Origin of the sequence: Gordonia spumicola (genome assembly GCF_009932475.1) — a bacterium.
Lineage (GTDB): Bacteria > Actinomycetota > Actinomycetes > Mycobacteriales > Mycobacteriaceae > Gordonia > Gordonia spumicola.
The window spans coordinates 183,157-202,575 of the sequence record NZ_BJOV01000003.1; the positions used below are offsets into that span (position 1 = coordinate 183,157).

Sequence of the window (19,419 nt, forward strand, 5' to 3'; positions counted from 1 at the left end):
TGCGGGGTGTCTTTCTCTCGAGACGGTCAGGGTTGGGGGATCAGGCGCGCGCCCGCGACGGGACCGGACGCGGTCCGCACGGCCTTGGCGACGCCCGAGCCGGACAGTTCGGCGGCCACCGAGACGGCGGCGTCGGAGTCGGCGCACAGGAACGCGCAGGTGGGGCCGGAGCCTGAGACGATGCCGGCGAGCGCGCCCGCTTCACGCCCGGCGCGCAGCGTGCGACGCAGCATCGGCTGCAGCGACAGTGCGGCGGGCTGAAGGTCGTTGTGCAGCAGCGGCGCGACAGTCCGCACGTCGCCGGAGGCGATCGCCACCATCAGGGCGTCGGGTCTGGCCGTGCCCGCATCGTCGGGCAGGTCGCCCGCCTCGCGGAGACGGTCCAGCTCGCGGTAGACGGCAGGCGTCGACAGCCCGGTGCCGGAGACGGCGAGCACCCAGTGGAACTCGCCGCGGTGCAGGACGGGCAACAGCTTCTCGCCGCGGCCGGTGCCGAGTGCGGCCCCGCCGGTCAGCGAGAACGGGACGTCGGAGCCGAGGTCGGCGGCGATGTCGAGGAGCTCGGTGCGCGGCAGGTCCGCCCGCCACAGGCGTGCGGCGGCGAGCAGCGCGCCCGCGGCGTCGGCCGAGCCGCCCGCCATGCCGCCCGCGACGGGTATGTGCTTGTCGATGGTGATCGCGACGTTCGGATCGTCGCCCGTCCGTGCGGCGAGGGCGGCCACCGCGCGAGCCGCGAGGTTCGTCGCGTCGGCGGGCACCGCACGGCGGTTCTCGCCGGTGATCGTCAAGGTGAGCGCGTCCGACGGGCGGACCGTCACGTCGTCGTACAGGGACAACGCGCAGAACAGCGTCGACAGTTCGTGGAAGCCGTCGTCGCGCAGCGGTCCGACGCCCAGGTGCAGATTGATCTTCGCGGGGACGCGCGCGGTGGCGCCGCCGATCACCGGGCCGCCGCCTGCGCCTGTGCGAGTCGCACGAAGTCGTCGACGGCGAGACGCTCACCGCGGATGCCGGGATCGATGTCGGCGGACCGCAGCAGTTCCTCGGCCTGTGCCGGGCTGCCCGCCCAGGCGGCGAGCGCCGAGCGCATGGTCTTGCGGCGTTGGGAGAACGCGGCGTCGATCGCGGCGAACGTCCGACGCCGGTGGTCGTCGTCGTGACCGTACGGGTCGGTGCGCTCCACCCGGACCAGACCCGACTCGATCTTGGGTTCGGGCCAGAAGACGTGCTTGCCGATCGAGCCCGCGCGCGTGACGTCGCCGTAGTAGCGGGCCTTGACGCTGGGCACACCGTAGATGCGTCCGCCCGGCGTCGCGGCGAGCCTGTCCGCCACCTCGGCCTGCACCATCACCAATGCCGTCCGCAGGGTCGGGAACTGGGCCATCAGGTGCAGCAGGACGGGCACTGCCACGTTGTACGGCAGGTTCGCGACCAGCGCCGTCGGCGTGACGGGCAGGTCGGCGGGCGTCACGGTGAGCGCGTCGGCGAGCACCACGTCGAAGTTCGACGCCTGGTCGGGCGCGAACTCGCCGATCGTCTGCGGCAGTCGGGCGGCCAGCTTCGGGTCGATCTCGACGGCCACCACGCGCCCGGCGACGCCGAGGAGTGCGAGGGTCAACGAGCCGAGGCCGGGACCGACCTCCAGAACCACGTCGTCGGGTCCCACCCCGGACGACGTCACGATCCGACGCACGGTGTTGGCGTCGTGCACGAAGTTCTGCCCGAGCGTCTTCGTCGGACGGACGTCCAGCTCCGCGGCGAGCGCGCGGATCTCGGCCGGTCCGAGAAGGCGGGGTGGGTTCTGCATGGACTCCAGGATAGGGGTCAGCGGATGCCCAGCGAAGCCGTGCACGACGGCCACGCGCCCCAGCCCTGAGCGGCCTGCGTCTTCTTGGCGATCGCGATCTGCTCCTCGCGGGTCGCGAGATCGGCGCGCGGAGCGTACTCCTGACCGCCCCAGCGATCCCAGGTGTTCTGGTCGAACTGGATGCCGCCGTAGAAGCCGTTGCCGCTGTTGATGGCCCAGTTGCCCGTCGACTCGCACTGCGCGAGACGATCCCACACGCCGTACGGCACGAACGGCGCGCCCGGCTTGGTGCCGACGCGGACCGTTGTCGGGGTGGGGGCCACCAGCACCTGCTGATCGAGCTTGACCTTCTTGATCACCTTGCCGTTGCGGGTGGTGACCGAGTACTTGACCTTGGCCTTGCCGGGTGTGCCCTTGGTCAGGACGACGGTGCGGCCGGAGATCAGGGTCGGGTCCTTCTTCTTCACCTGCGGCGATGCGACGTCCTCGTCGAGGGTCACGTCCTCGGTGCGCACGCGGGTCACCTTGATGACCATGTCGGCGCTGACCGGCGTCGTCGCCGACGGGAACACGGTGTCGGTGGGCTGCAGCGGGTTGCCCGCACGGGCCAGGAGGTCGCCGACGTCCTTGGCCGCGATCGTCGGGCGCGTCGTGTCGGCGCCATCGGTGAGGACCACGCGCTTGGGCATGATCACGTCGACGTCACCGCCGTCGACGGGGAGTCGCGCGTCGAGGCTTCCGTCGACGGCGCTGGAGGTGAGGCCGCGTTCGGCGAGCACGTCGCGGACCGTCGACGCGTTGGTGGTGACCATCTGCGGCTTGCCGTCGATCACCAGCTCGACCTTCTTGAGCCGGTCGATGGCGATCGTCTGGTCGGAGTGCGGCGCGCTCGACAGCGGTGCGCTCACGAGGTCGCCTGCCGCGGGGTCGACTCCGTTCTCCTTCAGCACGTCCTCGACGGAGAACGCCATCGTCTGGACGGTCGTCTTCTGACCGTCGACGGCGAGCGTCACCTCCTTGTGCATCACCGCACCGGTGACCGCTCCGGCGCCGACGGTTGCGGCGACGGCGGCCAGCGCGAAGCGGACGCGGAGGGACGTGGACTGATTGATTCTCGTGAAAGCAGACAAGCTAATTCATCCTGACGGGTGATTCTTCGATCACGATACGGTAACGAACAGACTGTCGTTAGCGCAACGGTAGCGAGTAGGCCCGCCGCGCGTTCGCGCCGAGGATCGCCGCCATGTCCGCGTCGCCGAGACCCTTCACCGCCGCCAGCGCCCGCGCCGTGTACGGGACGCAATACGACTGATTCGGCTGGCCACGGTAGGGATGCGGGGTCAGGAAGGGCGCGTCCGTCTCCACCAACATCAGCTCTGGCGGGGTGATGTGCGCGGCCTCACGCAACTCGTCCGAGTTGGCGAACGTCACCGTCCCCGAGAAGCTCAGGTAGTAGCCGCGGTCGACGCATTCGTCCGCGACGTGACGGTCACCGGAGAAGCAGTGCATCACCACGGTGTCCGGGCTTCCCTCCGCCTTCAGCACGTCGAGGAGGTCCCGATCGGCGTCCCTGTTGTGGATCATCAACGCCTTGCCGGTCCGCTTCGCGAGGTCGATGTGCCACGCGAAGACGTCGCGCTGCGTCGACGGATCGGCGCAGTCGTCCGAGCGGGTGGTCCAGTAGTAGTCGAGGCCCGTCTCGCCGACCGCGACCACCCGCGGCTCGGTCAGCATCTGCTCCAATTCGGCACGCGTCTCGTCGGTCAGGTCACCCGCGTGCGTCGGATGCAGCCCGACCGCGGCGAACGCCCTGCAATCCCACCGCGCGGCCTCGACGGCCCACCGGGCGTCGACCATGTCGTCGGCGACGGTCACCACATGCGTGACGCCCACCGACTCCGCGTGGTCGAGGATCTCCTTGACGGCCTCCGGCGTCCGACCGCCGCACGCGGCGAGATGCGTGTGCGCATCGATCAGCCCGGGCAGCGGGGCCGGGTCGGGCGGAGGAAGTCGACGCCTGTCCTTCTTGCTTGAACTCACAGCACCACTGTGCCCGATACGACGGCGACGCTCGCGCCGCCCACCCGAATGACCCGTGAACGCGCAGTCCCTCATCGAGCCCGCAGGAACGAGCCGGTGCGACGCGAACCGAGCGTCGGCAGCGGCACACCGTCGCGGACCACCGGCACACCGCCGACGAGGACTGCGGCGACGGTGGCGTCGTTGCGGTTCACCATGCGCGACAGCCCGTCGTATTCGGGGACGGGGCTTTCGGCGTATTCGTCGAGAGAGTCGTCCAACCGTTCCGGATCGAGCACGAGGAGGTCCGCGCGGTCGCCGACCCGCAGGCGTCCGACGTCGAGGCCGTACCAGTCGGCGAGCTCGCCCGTCAGACGGTGCACGGCGTGTTCGACGGTCATGAACGGCGTTCCGGCGCGGTCGGCGTCGCGCACCCGGCGCAGCAGTCGGAGCCCGAAGTTGTAGAACGCCATGTTCCGCAGGTGCGCGCCCGCGTCGGAGAAGCCGAGCTGGACGCCGGGGTCGGACGCGAACGTGTTCAGCACCCGCGGGCGATGGTTGGAGATGGTGGTGCGCCACCGCACCTTCGAGCCGTGCTCGACGACGAGGTCGAGGAACGCGTCCACCGGGTGCAGTCCGCCGCGGTCGAGGCCGACCTGGCCGAACGTCTTGCCGATGACGGTGTCGTCGGGGCATTCGACGATCTCGGCGTCGAAGAAGTCGCGGTGCCAGACGCGCGGGCCGTACTTCTTGTCGTAGTCCTTGCGGAATCGTCGCCGGTACGCCTCGTCCTGCAGCAGCGCGGCGCGCTGCTCCATCCGGTTCGACAGGTCGAGCGCCGCCGCACCCGACCCGAACTCCTCGAACACGGGCAGGTCGATGCCGTCGGAGTACACCTCGAACGGGACCGGCAGATGCTGCCAGCGGAAGTCGCCGCCGAGCCCGTTGACGATCTTCGCGAGCAGCGGGAACACGAGCGAGACCGCGGGGATGGCCTTCACGTCGGCGGCCGACAACAGGCTCACCTTGAGGGGGTTCCGGAACAGGCCGACGCTGCTGAGCGCCATCGACACCATCGACTGCGGGCGGCCGACGTCCGGCCCGCCCTGCAGGGCGCGCCCGCGGCTCCGCAAGATCCGGTTGAGTCGGCGCCGTTCCCGACTCGTGGCGTAGGTCGACGGGAGCGTCCGCGAACGGCACACGTCGCCGTCGAGCTTGTCGAAGAGCAGCTGCTGCGACGACATGCCGACGAACCCCGCGTCCAACGCCTCGGTGAGCGCGTCCTCCATCGCCGCCAGTTCGGCCGGACTGGGCGTCACGTCGTCGCGGGTGGCCCGGTCCAAACCCATCTGAGCTGCACGGATGTCGGAGTGACCGATGAAGGCGGCGACATTCGGACCGAGCGGCAGCGCCTCCAAGGCTGCCGCGTACTCGGCGGCCGACGTCCACGTCCGACACTGTTCGAGGGTCTCGACGACGTGTCTGCGCGGGATGGCCTCGACACGGCCGAACAGGTCGCCGGCGTCCGACGCGCTCGCATGCACGGTCGAGAGGGAACAGGACCCGACCAGGATCGACGTGACGCCGTGGCGGACCGACTCGGTCAGGCCCGGGCTCACCAGCACCTCGACGTCGTAGTGCGTGTGGATGTCGACCATGCCGGGCATCACCCATTTGCCCGCGGCGTCGACGACCTCCGGGCACCCGTCCTCGTCGAGCGCCTCGAGTGCGACGACCCAGACCCGGCCGTCGCGGATTCCGAGGTGCCGCGGGCGGGCCGGTTCACCGGTGCCGTCGAACCAGAGTCCGTTCTTCACGATCACATCGAAAGCGGTCATGGGATCACCACCGCCCGTCCGTCGACGTCACCTGGACTGCCCTCATCAGAGACCTCCCGACCGCGATGTTGTGTGACGCAGCTCATGTTCCTCACGAGTGCAATCGCGCGTCAACCGTCCGGCACTCGCGTGGCACGGATCGTCGCCCGCCGGTCGCCGGGCGGAGTCGCCGCGCGCCGGGTAGCGTTGGCTCATGCTGGGACTCCCCGCCGACGTCACCGTCGCCCTCTTCGACCTCGACGGCGTGCTGACGAACACGGCCGCCGTCCACCAAGCCGCATGGAAGGCCGCGTTCGACGCCTTCCTCACCGAACGCGGCGACGCGTCGGGGCCGTTCACCGAACGCGACTACCTCGACTACGTCGACGGCCGCCCCCGGTTGGACGGAGTCCGGAGCTTCCTGTCCTCTCGTGGCATCACCGTCGACGACGCCACCGCGAACCGCGTCGCCGGGGGCAAAAACGACGCGTTCCTCGCCGTCCTCGACCGGGACGGGGTGACGGCGTATCCCGGTTCGGTTAGCTATCTGCAGGCCGCGCGCGACGCCGGGCTGCGGATCGCGGTCGTCACGTCGTCGAAGAACGGCGCCCGCGTCCTCGACACCGCGGGACTCTCGGGTTTCGTCGAGCAGCGGGTGGACGGGAACACGATCGTCGACGAGGGCTTGCGCGGCAAACCCGCACCCGACTCGTACCTGCGCGGCGCGGAGCTCATGGGTGTGCCGCCCGCCCAGGCGGCCGTCTTCGAAGACGCGATCTCCGGCGTCGCCGCGGGCCATGCCGGCGTGTTCGGCTACGTCGTCGGCATCGACAGGGTCGGCGGCGATCAGGCGCTGCGGATGCGCGCGGCCGGAGCGTCGATCGTCGTCACCGACCTCGACGAACTCCTGTAGAGAGGACATCGTGATCGAATCGAATGCGGGCGGACTCGCCCACACCACGCACGGCGACACCTCCAGCCACCCGGACACGCTGCATGTGCCCACCCACGGCACCCGCCCCGATCACGGGTTCGACGTGCACCCGTGGGAACTGCGGTGGCGCGGGTTCGACATCGACACCATCGGCCGCACCGAGGCGCTGTTCGCCTTGTCGAACGGCCACATCGGGTTGCGCGGCACCTTCGAGGAAGGCGAGCCCGTCGACCTGCCGGGCACGTACCTGAACGGCTTCTACGAACTGCGCGACCTGCCGTACGCCGAGTCCGGTTACGGCTACCCTGAGTCGGGGCAGACCGTCGTCAACGTGACCGACGGAAAGATCATCAGGCTGCTCGTCGAGGACGAGCCGATGGATCTGCGGTACGGCAGCACCGTCGAACACGAGCGGGTCCTCGACTTCCGGACCGGCACCCTTCGCCGCGAGACCCTGTGGACCTCACCCACCGGCCGGACCGTGCGGATCACGTCGGAGCGGCTGGTGTCGTTCACCAAACGCACCGTCGCAGCCATCCGCTACGAGGTGGAGCCCGTCGGCGAGGACATGAAGCTCGTCCTGCAGTCCGACCTGTTGGCGAACGAACCGATGGGCGGCCCCGGCGGGCAGTCGGCGGCCGACGATCCGCGTCTGGCCGCGGCGTTGGACGCTCCGCTCATCGCCGACCTCGCCGACAGCGAGGACTATTCGGCGGTTCTCGTCCACCACACACGCCAGTCTGCGTTGACTGTCGCCGCGGCGATGGACCACGAGTTGGAGCTGCCCGGCACCGGCGACACCTCGATCCGCGCCGACGGCGACCTCGCCCGCCTGACCGTCGCCGCGACCGTCCCGCAAGGGTCCAAGATCGTGCTCACCAAGTTCCTCGGCTACGGCTGGTCGGCGCGCCGGAGCGTGCCTGCCCTCCGCGCCCAGGTGGACGCCGCCCTGGCGATGGCCCGCGAGACCGGGTGGGAGGCTCTCAAAGCAGAGCAGGCCGCCTATCTCGACGACTTCTGGCGCGACGCCGACGTCGAGCTCGACGGCGACGCGGAGATGCAGCAGGCGGTGCGGTTCTCCCTGTTCCACGTCCTGCAGGCCGGTGCACGTGGGCAGTCGCGCGCGATCCCGGCGAAGGGGCTGACCGGGCCGGGCTACGACGGCCACACGTTCTGGGACACCGAGACGTTCATCATGCCGATGCTCACCTACACCGTCCCGGCCGCGGCCGGGGAGGAACTGCGGTGGCGGCACGGGACGATGGACAAGGCGAAGGCCCGGGCGACCGAGCTCGGCGAGTCGGGCGCTATGTTCCCGTGGCGATCGATCAACGGCGACGAGTGTTCGGGCTACTGGCCCGCCGGAACGGCCGGGGTCCACGTGTCGGCCGACATCGCGAACGCCACCGCCAAGTACATCCGCGCCACCGGCGACGAGGCGTTCGAGATCGAGTGCGGCGTCGAGCTGCTCGTCGAGATCGCGCGCTTCTTCACGGGCCTCGGTCACCACGACGCGAACGGCAAGTTCCGCATCGACGGCATCACCGGCCCCGACGAGTACACGGCGATCGTCAACAACAACGTATTCACCAACCTCGCCGCTCAGCAGGCACTGCGCGACGCCGTCACGTCCGCCGGTCGTCACCCGACGGTGGCTCGCGATCTCGGCGTCACCCCGGCCGAGACGGCGCTGTGGACGTCGTGCGCCGACGACATGACGATCCCGTACGACGACGCGCTGGGCGTGCACCAGCAGTCGGAGGCGTTCACGCTGCTCGCGCCGTGGGATTTCGAACGCTCCCGCGGCAAGTACCCGCTGCTGCTGAACTACCCGTACTACGACCTGTACCGCAAGCAGGTCGTGAAGCAGGCCGACCTCGTCTTCGCCATGTACCTGTTCGGCGACAGGTTCACGCCCGAGCAGAAGCTGAAGAACTTCGACTACTACTACCCGATCACCGTGCGCGACTCGTCGCTGTCGGCGTGCTGCGAGGCGGTGACGGCCGCCGAGGTCGGATACCTCGACTTGGCGTACGACCTGATGAGCGAGTCGGTGTTCACCGACCTGCACGATCTGCACAGCAACGTGTCGTCGGGGCTGCACATAGCGGCGTTGGCCGGGGCGTGGACCGACTGCGTCGCCGGGTTCGGCGGCATGCGCGACTTCGACGGCTCGATCACGTTCGCGCCGCGTCTGCCCCGGCAACTCACGTACATGAGCTTCCGCATGGTGGTCCGGGAGTCGCGGATCGTCGTCGCCGTCGACGCCGACTCGGCGACGTACCGGCTGTTGTCCGGCCCGACCATCGAACTGGCTCACCACGGGCAGTCGTTCGTGCTCGGCGATGCACCTGTCCGGATGGACGTTCCGACGCCGACGCCGACCCAGCCTCCGGCCGCGCCTCCCGGCTGCGAGCCGTACCGCCGCTCCCTCTGACTCACCGGTGACCAGTACAATCAGCGACATTATGTCGAGTGATTCCTTTGGCGCGTCGACGCCGTACTACATCACCACCGCGATCGCGTACCCGAACGGAGCCCCGCACATCGGGCACGCCTACGAGTTCATCTCGGCGGACGCGCTCGCCCGGTTCAAGGCGCTCGACGGGTTCGACGTCCGGTTCCAGTCGGGCACCGACGAGCACGGCCAGAAGATGCAGCAGACGGCGGAGAAGGAAGGCGTCTCCACCGCCGAGCTCGCCAAGACCAACTCGGACCGGTTCGAGGCCCTGCACACCGCGCTCGGCACCGACCTGAGCCGGTTCATCCGCACCACCGACGCCGATCACCACCGGGCGTCGGAGGAGATCTGGAAGCGGATGGAGGCTGCGGGCGACATCTACCTCGACTCGTACGCCGGCTGGTACGACGTCCGCGACGAGGCGTTCTTCACCGAGGACGAGACCAGCGTCAACGACGCCGGCGAGCGCATCGCGACCGAGAACGGCCACGTCCTGACGTGGACGGAGGAGCAGACGTACTTCTTCCGGCTGTCGAAGTACACCGAGCCGCTGTTGGAGTTCTACCGCGACAATCCGTCGTTCATGGGACCCGATTCGCGCCGCAACGAGGTCGTCAAGTTCGTCGAGGGCGGACTGAAGAACTTGTCGATCTCGCGCACCACGTTCGACTGGGGTGTCAAGGTCCCCGGAGCCGACGGTCACGTCATGTACGTGTGGGTCGACGCCCTCACCAACTACCTGACCGGTGTCGGTTTCCCCGACGATCGGGCGACGCTCGACCGTTACTGGCCCGCCGATCTGCACGTCATCGGCAAGGACATCATCCGGTTCCACTGCGTGTACTGGCCCGCGTTCCTCATGTCGGCGGGCATCCCCACGCCCAAGCGGGTCTTCGCGCACGGGTTCCTGTTCAACAAGGGCGAGAAGATGAGCAAGTCGGTCGGCAACGTCGTCGACCCGCACTCGCTGATCGCCGAGTTCGGTCTCGACCCGGTCCGCTACTTCTTCCTGCGCGAGGTGTCCTACGGGCAGGACGGTTCGTATTCGGCCGAGGCGATCGTCTCGCGCAAGAACGCCGATCTCGCCAATGAGTTCGGCAATCTCGCACAGCGCAGCCTGTCGATGATCGGCAAGTACTTCGAGTCGGTCGTCCCAGAGCCGGGCGAGTTCACCGTCGACGACCGTGCGCTCCTCGACGCCGCCGACGCGCTGCTCGAGCGGGTCCGCGGACACTTCGATGTGCAGGCGATCCATCTCGGGCTGGAGGCCCTGTGGTCGGTGCTGGCCGACGCGAATCGGTACATCTCGGCGCAGGAGCCCTGGAAGCTGGCGAAGACCGACCTGCACCGCACCGGAACCGTCCTGTACGTCTGCGCCGAGGTGGTACGCATCGTGTCGCTGCTCGCGCAGCCGGTGATGCCGTCGTCGACGTCCAGACTGCTCGACCTGTTGGCCGTCGACGCGGATCCGGAGGCCCGTACGTTCGCCGCCGTGTCCACGCGGACAGTTCCCGGCGTCACCTTGCCGAAGCCGACCCCGGTGTTCCCCCGCCACGAGGTATGACGGCGCTCGACGTCGTCCGTGCGCTGGCTGCGCGGGCGACGGTCGACGGGCTGCCGCATCCTGCCGCGTTGGTCGGCGACTGGGCCGACGCCGACGCGGTGATCGCCCCGTCGGTGGCGTTGCGCGAGGGTATCGGCGTCCCCGATCGGCCCGACAGGTTCTGGTTCGGCGCATACGATTTCGCGCGTCCCGGTGAGCCTGGACGAGTGGTCGGCGGATTCTCCGACGGCGTCCTCCTTCTGCGCGGCGGCGAGTGGGCGTGGGAATCGGTCGACGACTCCCCCTGTCCCCAGTGGGTTCTCGACTGCCTCGACGCCCCGGGCCCGGTCCGCGAGTGGGCCGCGGAGTGGACGCCGCCCGCGAAGGCCCCGCATGTCCACGCGGTGGAGCAGTGTCTCGACGCCATCCGTGCCGGTGAGGTGTATCAAGCGTGTGTGTGCACGCAGTTCACCGGCCGGTTGGACGGTTCGCCGCTCGACTTCTTCTGCGACGTCGCCGCGGCCACCAGGCCCGCGAAGGCCGCGTGGCTGACCGGGTCGTGGGGATCGGTCGCCAGTTTCAGCCCCGAGTCGTTCCTGAACCGGCGAGGCCGGGTGGTCACGTCGTCGCCGATCAAGGGCACGGTTCCGGTGAGCGCGGACCCGTCGGCGCTGCTCTCCTCGACGAAGGACGTCGCGGAGAACGTGATGATCGTCGACCTGGTCCGCAACGACCTCGGGCGGGTGGCCGACGTCGGGTCGGTGGACGTGCCGGACCTGTTGACCGTCGTGGCCGCCCCCGGCGTCTGGCATCTGGTGTCGACGGTCCGGGCGACGCTGCGCGCCGATGTCGGCAACTCCGCGCTGCTCGACGCGACGTTCCCTCCCGCCTCCGTGACGGGTACACCGAAGATCCGGGCCGCCGATCTTCTCGCGGAGTGGGAGGCGAACGATCGCGGCGTCTACTGCGGCGCAGTCGGCGTAGCCGGGCCTGGCGGTCTCCTCGACCTGTCGGTCGCGATCCGCACGGTCACCGTGTCGCCGTCGGGCGATCTGACGCTCGGCGTCGGCGGCGGCATCACCATCGACTCCGACCCCGACGCCGAATGGCAGGAGTGCCTCGACAAAGCAGCGTCGATCGTCTCTCGCTGACCGACAGCTGCCCCGACCCCGAGTGCCGCCCCTCACGCCGCCGCGTCGGCGTGGCTGGTCAGCGTTCTCCTTGCGTGTGACCGGATCGGCCGGGTGCCTCCGGGTTCGATGAACCACGGGTGCCCGTCGTCGCCGAGAACGATCTCCCAGCCACTGTTGTGAATCAGCGTGTGATGCATCCGGCACAGCAGCACCCCGTTCACTGCGGAGGTCTCGCCACCCTCCGACCAGGGAACGATGTGGTGAGCATCGGTCCAGGAGACCGGCCGCCCGCACCCGGGGAACGCACACCCGCAGTCCCTGGCAGCCAGCGCCTTCCGGATTCCCGGAGTCATCAACCGGTGCTCCCGGCCGACATTGAGCGGGACACCTTCACCGTCTACGACGACCGCCGAGACCGCTGACGAGCAGAGCGCGAGCCCTACCGTCGCCGACCCGACCGGCCCGGTGAACCCGAGCCGGGCGACCCCGTCACCACCGGTACCGACGGTCGGGACGATCAGCGACACGTGCGGCAACACACCGCCGCTCGTCGGACGTTCCGATCCCGCCAGGTACGTGCGGACGATCTGCCCGAGAGCGTCGGCCCGCCGCTGGGCGGTGGACCGCGGATCCCTCGACCCGTCGGGTTGCGGTACCGGCCGCATCAGCGGGTCGAGCGCCGCGGACAGTTCTTCCCCGGTCAGCGCATCGAGGCTGATCGAGGAGACTGTGTGGCCCTCGTCGTCCGAGGTCAGGGTCATTTCGTTCAACTCCGAGTTCTCTGACGCCGGGATTGCTGCCGGATCGTCGGACTCGGCCGCCAGACGGATTCCCTCGGCCTTGGCTGCTGCTTTCACCTCACCCGGTGTGGAGTTGAGCAGGAGCTTGCGGGCAAGGACCTGCTTCTCCGCGTTGTCGAGCGGGACACGCTTGTCGACAGCGGCGACGCCTCGTCCGACCTCATCGGCCATCTCCGGCGAGAGGTGGCCGTCCCGCATCCCTCGGGCCACCGAATCGAGCCTCTCGGCGTGGCGGCCGTTGCGTACCGTACGGTGCGCAACGGCCGGGGCGACGCCGATCTCCATCAACAACGACGGCATCGACAATCGTTTGCGGACCGGGATCCCGACCCGATCAGCGGCCCTGACCAACAACGCCTGAGCGCCGGCCAGGACGTTCTGGGCCCGGGCGACCTCGACTATCGCCGACAGGATGTCGGCGTCGTCGAACCCGACCCGTGAGGCCCGGTCGAGCAGGCACGCCAGGCGAGGTGAGTCGTCGGACTCGGCCTCGGCGGTGGTGGCTGGTGCGAGTTCATCGACCAGGTGGTCGGTGAACTCGCGGATAGTGGTCGCGAACATGGTTTCCCCCTCCATGAGCTGCGGATAGAGCAGTAGAGCACGACCCATCGACCCGCGACTCTGCGGTGTCGGTGGGCGACGGTACGGTCACAACAAGTGCCGGAACTACCTGGTTCCGGGTGCCAGTCGGCTGCGCCGCAGTCCACCGCCTGCCTGGTACCCCCCTGTGGGGTCCGGTGGTTCGGTTCGCCCGGACTGGGCGCTATCGAATTGTCAAGTAACGTGCCGCTCCTCGCGCTACCGAGGAACTACGTTCATGATATGGATCACCTCTGACAAAAACGCATGTTCGACGTATAGTCCGAACGGATGAACATCGAGAGGAGTGGATGCGATCGTCCGGGACTTCCTCGTTCACCGAGTCGGCGGCGCCGGGTGGAACGCGAACCTGTGCTCGATGTCAGCGGGATCGATCATGAGGGACCTCCGGATATGCGAAGTCCCCGGCACCGTGAGGTGTCGGGGACTTCGAGAAACACGTGTCTTGCTGGCGGGCCCACCAGCCTATGAGGTTTCGCGGACGGAAGCCTTCTCGGCGTCGAGTACCGCGCCGAGTTCATCGGCTTCCCGCCGGTGCCGCGCACGCATGGGAGCCACAAGCTTCTCCCACTCCCGGCGTGCCTCAATCGGCCACACAGTGTCGTAGTCGCATTCTGCGATGAGCGGCGTAGAACTCGTCGGAGAGCTTGTTCTCCTCGCGATTCTGCTGAGCGACCAGCTCGATCTCGCGCGGATCAATCTCATACGCCATCGAGCTCACCCTTCACAGATGCTTGGTCCCGTACCAGTAGCTGCCCAGCATAACCTGTTTGCCCAGGTCTGCGGTCTGGTCGCCGATGGCCCAGCAGAGCGGCCGCGACGTGCCCGTCTGTGATCACTCGCGCACCGATGACGCCCCGCGCGCGCGATGTTTCCGGCCAGGAGGGCGACGGATACTGCCGTCCATCCCTGCGCCTGGGCGGCGATCGAGCAGATCCCGGTCGCCATCACCATCGCGAACGCACCGGGGTCGAGATCACGGACGGCCGTGTCGATCATGAGCGTCAGCCGTCAGTCGCGGGCGGAGAGGACCGCTTCGTACACGTCTCGGCGGGAGAAGGGAGTGCCCGCGATCACCTGGGCGCACGCGTCCTTCAGTCGGACGCCCGAGTCGGCGAGCGCCTGAGCCGCGGCGACGAGCGATTCGAGGGTGACGGTCTCGTCGATCTTCGCGGCGCCCGCGATCACGACGGTGATCTCGCCTTTGACACCCTCCGCGGCCCAGTCGGCGAGTTCGCCGAGGCCGCCGCGTCGGACTTCCTCATATGTCTTGGTCAGTTCGCGGCAGACCGCGGCGCGGCGGTCGGCCCCCAACACGTCGGCGGCGTCGGCCAGGGTCTGCGCCAGGCGGTGCGGCGACTCGAAGAAGACGACGGTCCGCTGCTCGTCCCGCAGGCTCGCCAGCCAGTCGTGGCGGGCTCCCGTCTTCCGGGGCGCGAACCCGTCGAACGCGAACCGTTCCGACGGCATCGCCGACAGCGCCAGGGCCGTCGTGACCGCGGACGGTCCGGGCAGGCAGGTGATCGGCAGTCCGGCGTCGGCGCAGGCCACCACCAGGCGATAGCCCGGGTCGCTGACCGACGGCATGCCCGCGTCGGTCACCAGCAGGACCGTCTCGCCGGACGCGACGGCGTCGACGAGTTTCGGGGCCCGCGCCGCCTCGACCTGGTCGTAGTACGAGACGACGCGCCCGGCGATCTGCACACCCAACGACGCGGCGAGCGCCTTGGTGCGCCGGGTGTCCTCGGCGGCGACGACGTCGGCCGTGGCGAGCGCGTTCCGCAGTCGGGTAGACGCGTCGTCCGGCTGCCCCATCGGGGTGCCGGCCAGAATCAGAGTCCCTGTCACGGGCTCCAGCCTACGAGTCGACGGGCGCCACGTATCCGAGGAGCAGGTTGACGGAGGTGTCGATCACGCGGTCCACCTGCTCCCGCGACGCCGTGCCGAGCCAGCAGAGGGTGATGCCGTCGGTGACGGCGATGACGGACGGCGCCAGCTCGGACGTCGGCTTGGTGAAGGTGCGACCGGAGATCCGGGCGGCTTCGTCCAGGAGCTTCTCGGCCACCGCGTAGTACCCGTCGTACAGGCGTTCGGCGAGGTATTCGAGGCCTTCGGTGCGGCGCGCGTAGAGGGCCAGACCGATGAGGGCGTGCTGCCGCGCGGACTCGTTGATCGCGTTCTGCGCGAACGATTCGAAGGCCCCGCGGATGAGGTCCTCGATCGGCGCGTCGTTCGCGGGGAACTCGGCGAGCAGATGCAGCCAGCCGTCCATCGCCGACAGCTCCTCGGACACCCCGTGTTCGACGACCGCGGCGAGCAGCTCGTCGCGCGACGCGAACGCGTAGAAGATGCTCGACTGGCCCATCTTCGCCTCGGCGGCGATTCGACGAGTCGTGGCCGCCTCGACACCGTCGGTGCCGATCACGCGGAGGGTGGCGGTGATCGCCGCCTGCCGCCGCTGTTCGAGTGACAGCCGTGCCATCAGTGAGACCTCGTTCCACGCGGAGATCGATCAGTTGATCGATACCGGTGACGGTAGTCACCGCCGGTCCGGAAAATCAACAGGACTGTCCGCATGTGGCACACAGAACGCACACGCCGCGCCCGACTACCATGGTCGGCGTGACCCTCGACTCCCCGACTGACGACCGCGTGCTCGACGCGCCGCGACCGCAGACCGAGGATCTCGGCACTCGACCGGGCCCGGTGATCCCCGAGCCCGTGTTCGGCGCGTCGGATCGTCGACGCGGTCTCATCGTCGGCGTCGTGATCACCCTGCTCGCGATCGTCACCCGCTTCTGGGACCTCACTCATCCCACCGACAACGGCACCCCCGTGTTCGACGAGAAGCACTACGTCCCCCAGGGATGGCAGGTGCTGACGGGCGGCAACTGGATCGAGGACAATCCCGCATACGGCCTGGTGGTGCACCCGCCGGTCGGCAAGTGGATGCTCGCCGTGAGCGAGGCCCTGTTCGGTTACGGGCCGATGGGCTGGCGTTTCATGTCGGCGGTCTCCGGGGTGATCATCGTGCTCGCCGTCTACCTGACCACGCGTCGTCTGGCGCGGTCGACGCTGGTCGGCGCGCTCGCCGGGCTGTTCGCGATCTGCGACGGTGTGCTGTTCGTGCAGTCGCGGATGGGCATGCTCGACATCTTCCAGGCCCTGTTCGTGGTGCTCGCGTTCGCCGCGATCGTCTGCGACCGCGACCAGATGCGCGCACGACTCCACCAGGTGTACCTGGACGGCCGGATCGACGACTCGCCGTTCGGTCCGCGTTTCGGGTTCCGCTGGTACCGGTTCACGGCGGGCGTGATGCTCGGCCTCACCTGCGGCACCAAGTGGTCTGGCCTGTACTTCGTCGTGTTCTTCACGGTCCTGTCGCTGGCGTTCGACGTCGCCGCCCGCCGCGCCTACAACGTCAAACGCCCGTGGGTGGGGGTGCTGCGGCGCGACGTGATCCCCACCGGCATGTCGCTGGCCGTCATGCCGGTCGTCATCTACCTCGGCACGTTCGCGACGTGGTTCGCATCGGAGACGTCGGTGTACCGCTACATGGTCGGCACCGAGATCGGAACCGGTGGACCGTTCTCGTGGGTTCCGGCGGCGCTCCGCTCGCTCTGGTACTACGAGTCGGGAATCCTCGAATTCCATGCGGGCCTGACGAATTCGGCTGGCAACCATCATCCGTGGGAGTCGAAGCCGTGGACGTGGCCGATGAGCCTGCGGCCCATGCTGTACGCGATCGACAACGGTCCCGACCAGTGCGGGGGCTCCGAGTGCATCCGCGCCCAGATGTTGATCGGCACCCCGGCCCTGTGGTGGCTGGCGTTCCCGATGATCGGGTGGGCGTTGTGGCGCATCTGCTCGCGCCGCGACTGGCGGTACGCGGCGGTCCTCGTCGGATACGGCGCCGCGATACTTCCCTGGTTCCTGGAGATCGACCGACAGATGTACTTCTTCTACGCCACCGCGATGGCGCCGTTCCTGGTGATGGGTCTGGCCCTCTGCTGCGGTGACGTCCTCGCCGCGGGCGCCAAGTGGCGGCGCTCGGACAGGCAGACCATATCGGTGCTGATCGTCGCCTTCTACGCGGCGCTCGTGATCGCCAATTTCGTGTGGCTGTGGCCGATCCTCACGGGAGCTCCGATCTCCGACGTGGAGTGGAATCGACAGATGTGGCTGCCGAGCTGGTCCTAGTGGTCTCGCCCGCGACCGTCCACAGCACCAGCGCGACCACGACGACGAGGCCCGTCACGACGAACGCCGGGCCGTAACCCCACCGGTCGGCGATCAGTCCGGCCACGAGCGGGCCGCTGACCGCTCCGAGGTCGGACGCCATCCCGTAGGCGGCGAGCGCCGAACCTCCGCGCTGCCGGTCGGCGAGAAGGTCGCCGAGCGCGGCCTGATGGGTCGGCGCGAACAGTCCCGACCCGACACCTCCGACCGCGGTCAGAACCAACAGTGTCCCGATGTTCGGCGAGTAGCCGAGAGCGATCGTCGACGCCGCGGCGACCACCAGTCCGGGGATCATCACCGGCCGTCGCCCGAAGCGGTCGGACAGTCTGCCGGACACCATGATCGCGATGATGTTGCCCGCCGCATAGCATGCGAGGACGACGCCCGCCCATCCCGCGGACTCCCCGAGCCCCTGGCCGACGAACAGCGGCACGACCGCCACGCGGACCCCCATCGACGCCCACCCCTGCGCGAAGTTGGACGCGAGGATCGCCCGGTACTCCGGCCACCGCAACGCCTCGGCGAACCGGGCGGCGGCGGCCTTTCCGTTGTCTGCCGAAGCGGTGGTCGAGGCGTGCGCGACGGTCGGCATCGTCGTCGCGACGACGGCGGCCGCGATGAGCAGCGCGACGGCGTAGACGACGAACGGCAGCCGGAGCCCGAAGTCGACGAGAGCCGCCCCGATGAGCGGTCCCGCCAGGCTGCCGACGAGGAAACCCGCGGAGAAGTAGCCGGACGACCGACCGCGCATCGAGGGCGGCGCCAGCCGGATGAGCAGCGCCATCGCCGACACCGAGAACATCGTCGAACCGATGCCACCCGCGGCCCGGAAGGCCAGCAGTTGCCAGTAGCTGTTCGCGAACGCGCAGGCCAACGTCGACAGAGCGACGATCATCAACCCGGTCAGGTAGATGCGACGCTCACCGAGTCTCGTCACGAGTCGGCCGGTGGTCGGCGCGAACGCGAGACGCATGACCGCGAACGCCGACACCACGGCGGTCGCGGCCGTCACCCCGACTCCGAAGTCGCTCGCGAAGATCGGCAGCGCCGGCGCGATCAGCCCGTATCCGAGCGCTATGACGACGTTCGCCGCCAACAGCACCCACAGGCCGCGGGGCAGCCTGTCGTCGAGCCCGGACGTCACTTACGGACGATCATCACCGGAACCTTCGCGTGGTGCAGCACCTTCTGGCTGCGCGACCCGAGGAGGAGCCCGGTGAAGCCGCCACGTCCACGGCTGCCCATCACGATGAGCGAGGCCGCCTCGCCCGAGGCGTCGAGGATGGCCTTGGCCGGCTCCTCGGGGATGACGACGCGCTGGACGTCGACGTCCGGGTAGTCCTGCCCGTAGCCCGCCATGCGCTCCGCGACGGCCTCGACGGCCTGGCGCGACATCTCGTCGATCTCGGCCTCGTCGAGGCCGAATCCGTGGAGAGCGTCGGCGTCGAGCGGTGTCCACGTGTGGACCGCCACCAGCGGACGCGACCGCAGGTCGGCCTGCCGGTACGCCTCGGCGACGGCCGGGTCGCTGATCGCGGAGTCGTCGACGCCGACGACGACCGGTCCGTCTCCCCCGAGTGCCCCGTGAGGGACGATCACGACGCGACCCTTGGCGTGCGCCGCGACGTTGGTGCTCACGGACCCGAGGAACAGGCCCTTCACGCTCCCGAAACCACGGGTGCCCAGGACGATCGTCTGCGCCTGCGCGCCGAGTTCGAGGACGACGCGAGCGGCGTCTCCTTCGACGATCGAGCCGCTCAGATCGATGCCGGGAACCTCCGCGCGGGCGGTCTCCGCCGCGGTCTGCACAGCCTTCGTCGCCTCCGTCCGGATCGCGTCGATCACGTCCTGCGGGATGACGAGACCGGGCGCGTAGTCACTGGTCGTGGAGGTGTAGGCGGCGACGATCTTGAGCGGCAGATGTTCGACTGCGGCGGCGCGCGCCGCCCATGTGACAGCGTCAGTCGACGCTTCCGATCCGTCCACACCGACCAGAATCATGCTCATCGCGAATCCACTCCTTCACCGAACCGGCCCGGGCACCGCAGTTCGGTGCCCGTCGTGCG

16 protein-coding genes are annotated in these 19,419 nt (G+C 69.0%); 5 read left to right on the plus strand and 11 right to left on the minus strand.

All coding sequences use genetic code 11. The features are described from left to right. Positions 1-26 precede the first annotated feature (26 nt). The 5 genes from GYB83_RS06950 to GYB83_RS06970 form a co-directional block, all read right to left on the minus strand. On the minus strand, positions 27-944 hold the full coding sequence (locus tag GYB83_RS06950; RefSeq protein WP_161894815.1) for a 4-(cytidine 5'-diphospho)-2-C-methyl-D-erythritol kinase: 918 nt from the start codon (positions 942-944) through the stop codon (positions 27-29). After that, on the minus strand, positions 941-1,807 hold the full coding sequence (gene rsmA, locus GYB83_RS06955) for a 16S rRNA (adenine(1518)-N(6)/adenine(1519)-N(6))-dimethyltransferase RsmA (protein ID WP_161894816.1): 867 nt from the start codon (positions 1,805-1,807) through the stop codon (positions 941-943). The genes GYB83_RS06950 and rsmA overlap by 4 nt, the downstream gene beginning before the upstream one ends. Positions 1,808-1,824: 17 nt before the next feature. Beyond that, positions 1,825-2,937 carry a resuscitation-promoting factor gene (locus tag GYB83_RS06960; RefSeq protein ID WP_186349733.1) on the minus strand — a complete coding sequence of 371 codons (1,113 nt, stop codon included), beginning with the start codon at positions 2,935-2,937 and terminating at the stop codon, positions 1,825-1,827. A gap of 58 nt (positions 2,938-2,995) precedes the next feature. Then, a complete protein-coding gene (locus GYB83_RS06965) occupies positions 2,996-3,847 on the minus strand; it encodes a TatD family hydrolase (protein WP_228461264.1) in 852 nt (283 codons plus the stop codon). Between the two features lie 71 nt (positions 3,848-3,918). Beyond that, positions 3,919-5,664, minus strand: coding sequence for an N-acyl-D-amino-acid deacylase family protein (locus GYB83_RS06970; protein WP_161894818.1), 1,746 nt, complete (start codon positions 5,662-5,664; stop codon positions 3,919-3,921). Positions 5,665-5,857: 193 nt separating this feature from the next. Between GYB83_RS06970 and GYB83_RS06975 the strand changes: the two genes are divergently transcribed. The 4 genes from GYB83_RS06975 (at position 5,858) to GYB83_RS06990 (ending at position 11,732) form a co-directional block, all read left to right on the plus strand. Next, complete coding sequence (locus tag GYB83_RS06975; protein WP_161894819.1) at positions 5,858-6,556, plus strand: beta-phosphoglucomutase family hydrolase; 699 nt, start codon at positions 5,858-5,860, stop codon at positions 6,554-6,556. Positions 6,557-6,641: 85 nt separating this feature from the next. Then, positions 6,642-9,014, plus strand: a complete 2,373-nt coding sequence (locus GYB83_RS06980; RefSeq protein WP_161895540.1) for a glycoside hydrolase family 65 protein — start codon at positions 6,642-6,644, stop codon at positions 9,012-9,014. 31 nt (positions 9,015-9,045) lie between these two features. After that, positions 9,046-10,602 carry a methionine--tRNA ligase gene (gene metG, locus GYB83_RS06985; RefSeq protein WP_161894820.1) on the plus strand — a complete coding sequence of 519 codons (1,557 nt, stop codon included), beginning with the start codon at positions 9,046-9,048 and terminating at the stop codon, positions 10,600-10,602. Continuing rightward, positions 10,599-11,732 carry an aminodeoxychorismate synthase component I gene (locus GYB83_RS06990; RefSeq protein WP_161894821.1) on the plus strand — a complete coding sequence of 378 codons (1,134 nt, stop codon included), beginning with the start codon at positions 10,599-10,601 and terminating at the stop codon, positions 11,730-11,732. The genes metG and GYB83_RS06990 overlap by 4 nt, the downstream gene beginning before the upstream one ends. A gap of 32 nt (positions 11,733-11,764) precedes the next feature. On the opposite strand, the gene GYB83_RS06995 is transcribed toward GYB83_RS06990, so the two are convergent. The 4 genes from GYB83_RS06995 to GYB83_RS07005 form a co-directional block, all read right to left on the minus strand. Further along, a complete protein-coding gene (locus GYB83_RS06995; RefSeq protein ID WP_161894822.1) occupies positions 11,765-13,075 on the minus strand; it encodes an HNH endonuclease signature motif containing protein in 1,311 nt (436 codons plus the stop codon). A gap of 622 nt (positions 13,076-13,697) precedes the next feature. Next, positions 13,698-13,826, minus strand: coding sequence for a hypothetical protein (locus GYB83_RS23835; protein ID WP_267130319.1), 129 nt, complete (start codon positions 13,824-13,826; stop codon positions 13,698-13,700). A gap of 299 nt (positions 13,827-14,125) precedes the next feature. Further along, positions 14,126-14,929 carry a 16S rRNA (cytidine(1402)-2'-O)-methyltransferase gene (rsmI, locus tag GYB83_RS07000; protein ID WP_371865046.1) on the minus strand — a complete coding sequence of 268 codons (804 nt, stop codon included), beginning with the start codon at positions 14,927-14,929 and terminating at the stop codon, positions 14,126-14,128. A gap of 43 nt (positions 14,930-14,972) precedes the next feature. Then, the gene (locus GYB83_RS07005; protein ID WP_161894824.1) at positions 14,973-15,596 is read right to left on the minus strand and encodes a TetR/AcrR family transcriptional regulator; all 624 of its coding nucleotides are present in this window, start codon (positions 15,594-15,596) and stop codon (positions 14,973-14,975) included. A gap of 131 nt (positions 15,597-15,727) precedes the next feature. On the opposite strand from GYB83_RS07005, the gene GYB83_RS07010 reads away from it, so the two are divergent. Next, positions 15,728-17,314, plus strand: coding sequence for a dolichyl-phosphate-mannose--protein mannosyltransferase (locus GYB83_RS07010; protein ID WP_161895541.1), 1,587 nt, complete (start codon positions 15,728-15,730; stop codon positions 17,312-17,314). On the opposite strand, the gene GYB83_RS07015 is transcribed toward GYB83_RS07010, so the two are convergent. Beyond that, a complete protein-coding gene (locus GYB83_RS07015; protein ID WP_161894825.1) occupies positions 17,250-18,497 on the minus strand; it encodes an MFS transporter in 1,248 nt (415 codons plus the stop codon). The two genes, GYB83_RS07010 and GYB83_RS07015, sit on opposite strands and share 65 nt — an antisense overlap. Continuing rightward, positions 18,494-19,360 carry a universal stress protein gene (locus tag GYB83_RS07020; protein ID WP_161894826.1) on the minus strand — a complete coding sequence of 289 codons (867 nt, stop codon included), beginning with the start codon at positions 19,358-19,360 and terminating at the stop codon, positions 18,494-18,496. Before GYB83_RS07020 ends, GYB83_RS07015 begins: the two co-directional genes overlap by 4 nt. Between the last annotated feature and the right edge of the window lie 59 nt (positions 19,361-19,419).

Coding starts and splice junctions, on each gene's coding strand:
- rsmA (WP_161894816.1), bottom strand. CDS start 1,807: ATGCAGAACCCACCCCGCCTTCTCGGACCGGCCGAGATCCGCGCGCTC.
- GYB83_RS06970 (WP_161894818.1), bottom strand. CDS start 5,664: ATGACCGCTTTCGATGTGATCGTGAAGAACGGACTCTGGTTCGACGGC.
- GYB83_RS06975 (WP_161894819.1), top strand. CDS start 5,858: ATGCTGGGACTCCCCGCCGACGTCACCGTCGCCCTCTTCGACCTCGAC.
- metG (WP_161894820.1), top strand. CDS start 9,046: ATGTCGAGTGATTCCTTTGGCGCGTCGACGCCGTACTACATCACCACC.
- GYB83_RS06990 (WP_161894821.1), top strand. CDS start 10,599: ATGACGGCGCTCGACGTCGTCCGTGCGCTGGCTGCGCGGGCGACGGTC.
- GYB83_RS06995 (WP_161894822.1), bottom strand. CDS start 13,075: ATGTTCGCGACCACTATCCGCGAGTTCACCGACCACCTGGTCGATGAA.
- GYB83_RS23835 (WP_267130319.1), bottom strand. CDS start 13,826: ATGGCGTATGAGATTGATCCGCGCGAGATCGAGCTGGTCGCTCAGCAG.
- rsmI (WP_371865046.1), bottom strand. CDS start 14,929: ATGGGGCAGCCGGACGACGCGTCTACCCGACTGCGGAACGCGCTCGCC.
- GYB83_RS07005 (WP_161894824.1), bottom strand. CDS start 15,596: ATGGCACGGCTGTCACTCGAACAGCGGCGGCAGGCGGCGATCACCGCC.
- GYB83_RS07010 (WP_161895541.1), top strand. CDS start 15,728: ATGGTCGGCGTGACCCTCGACTCCCCGACTGACGACCGCGTGCTCGAC.
- GYB83_RS07020 (WP_161894826.1), bottom strand. CDS start 19,360: ATGAGCATGATTCTGGTCGGTGTGGACGGATCGGAAGCGTCGACTGAC.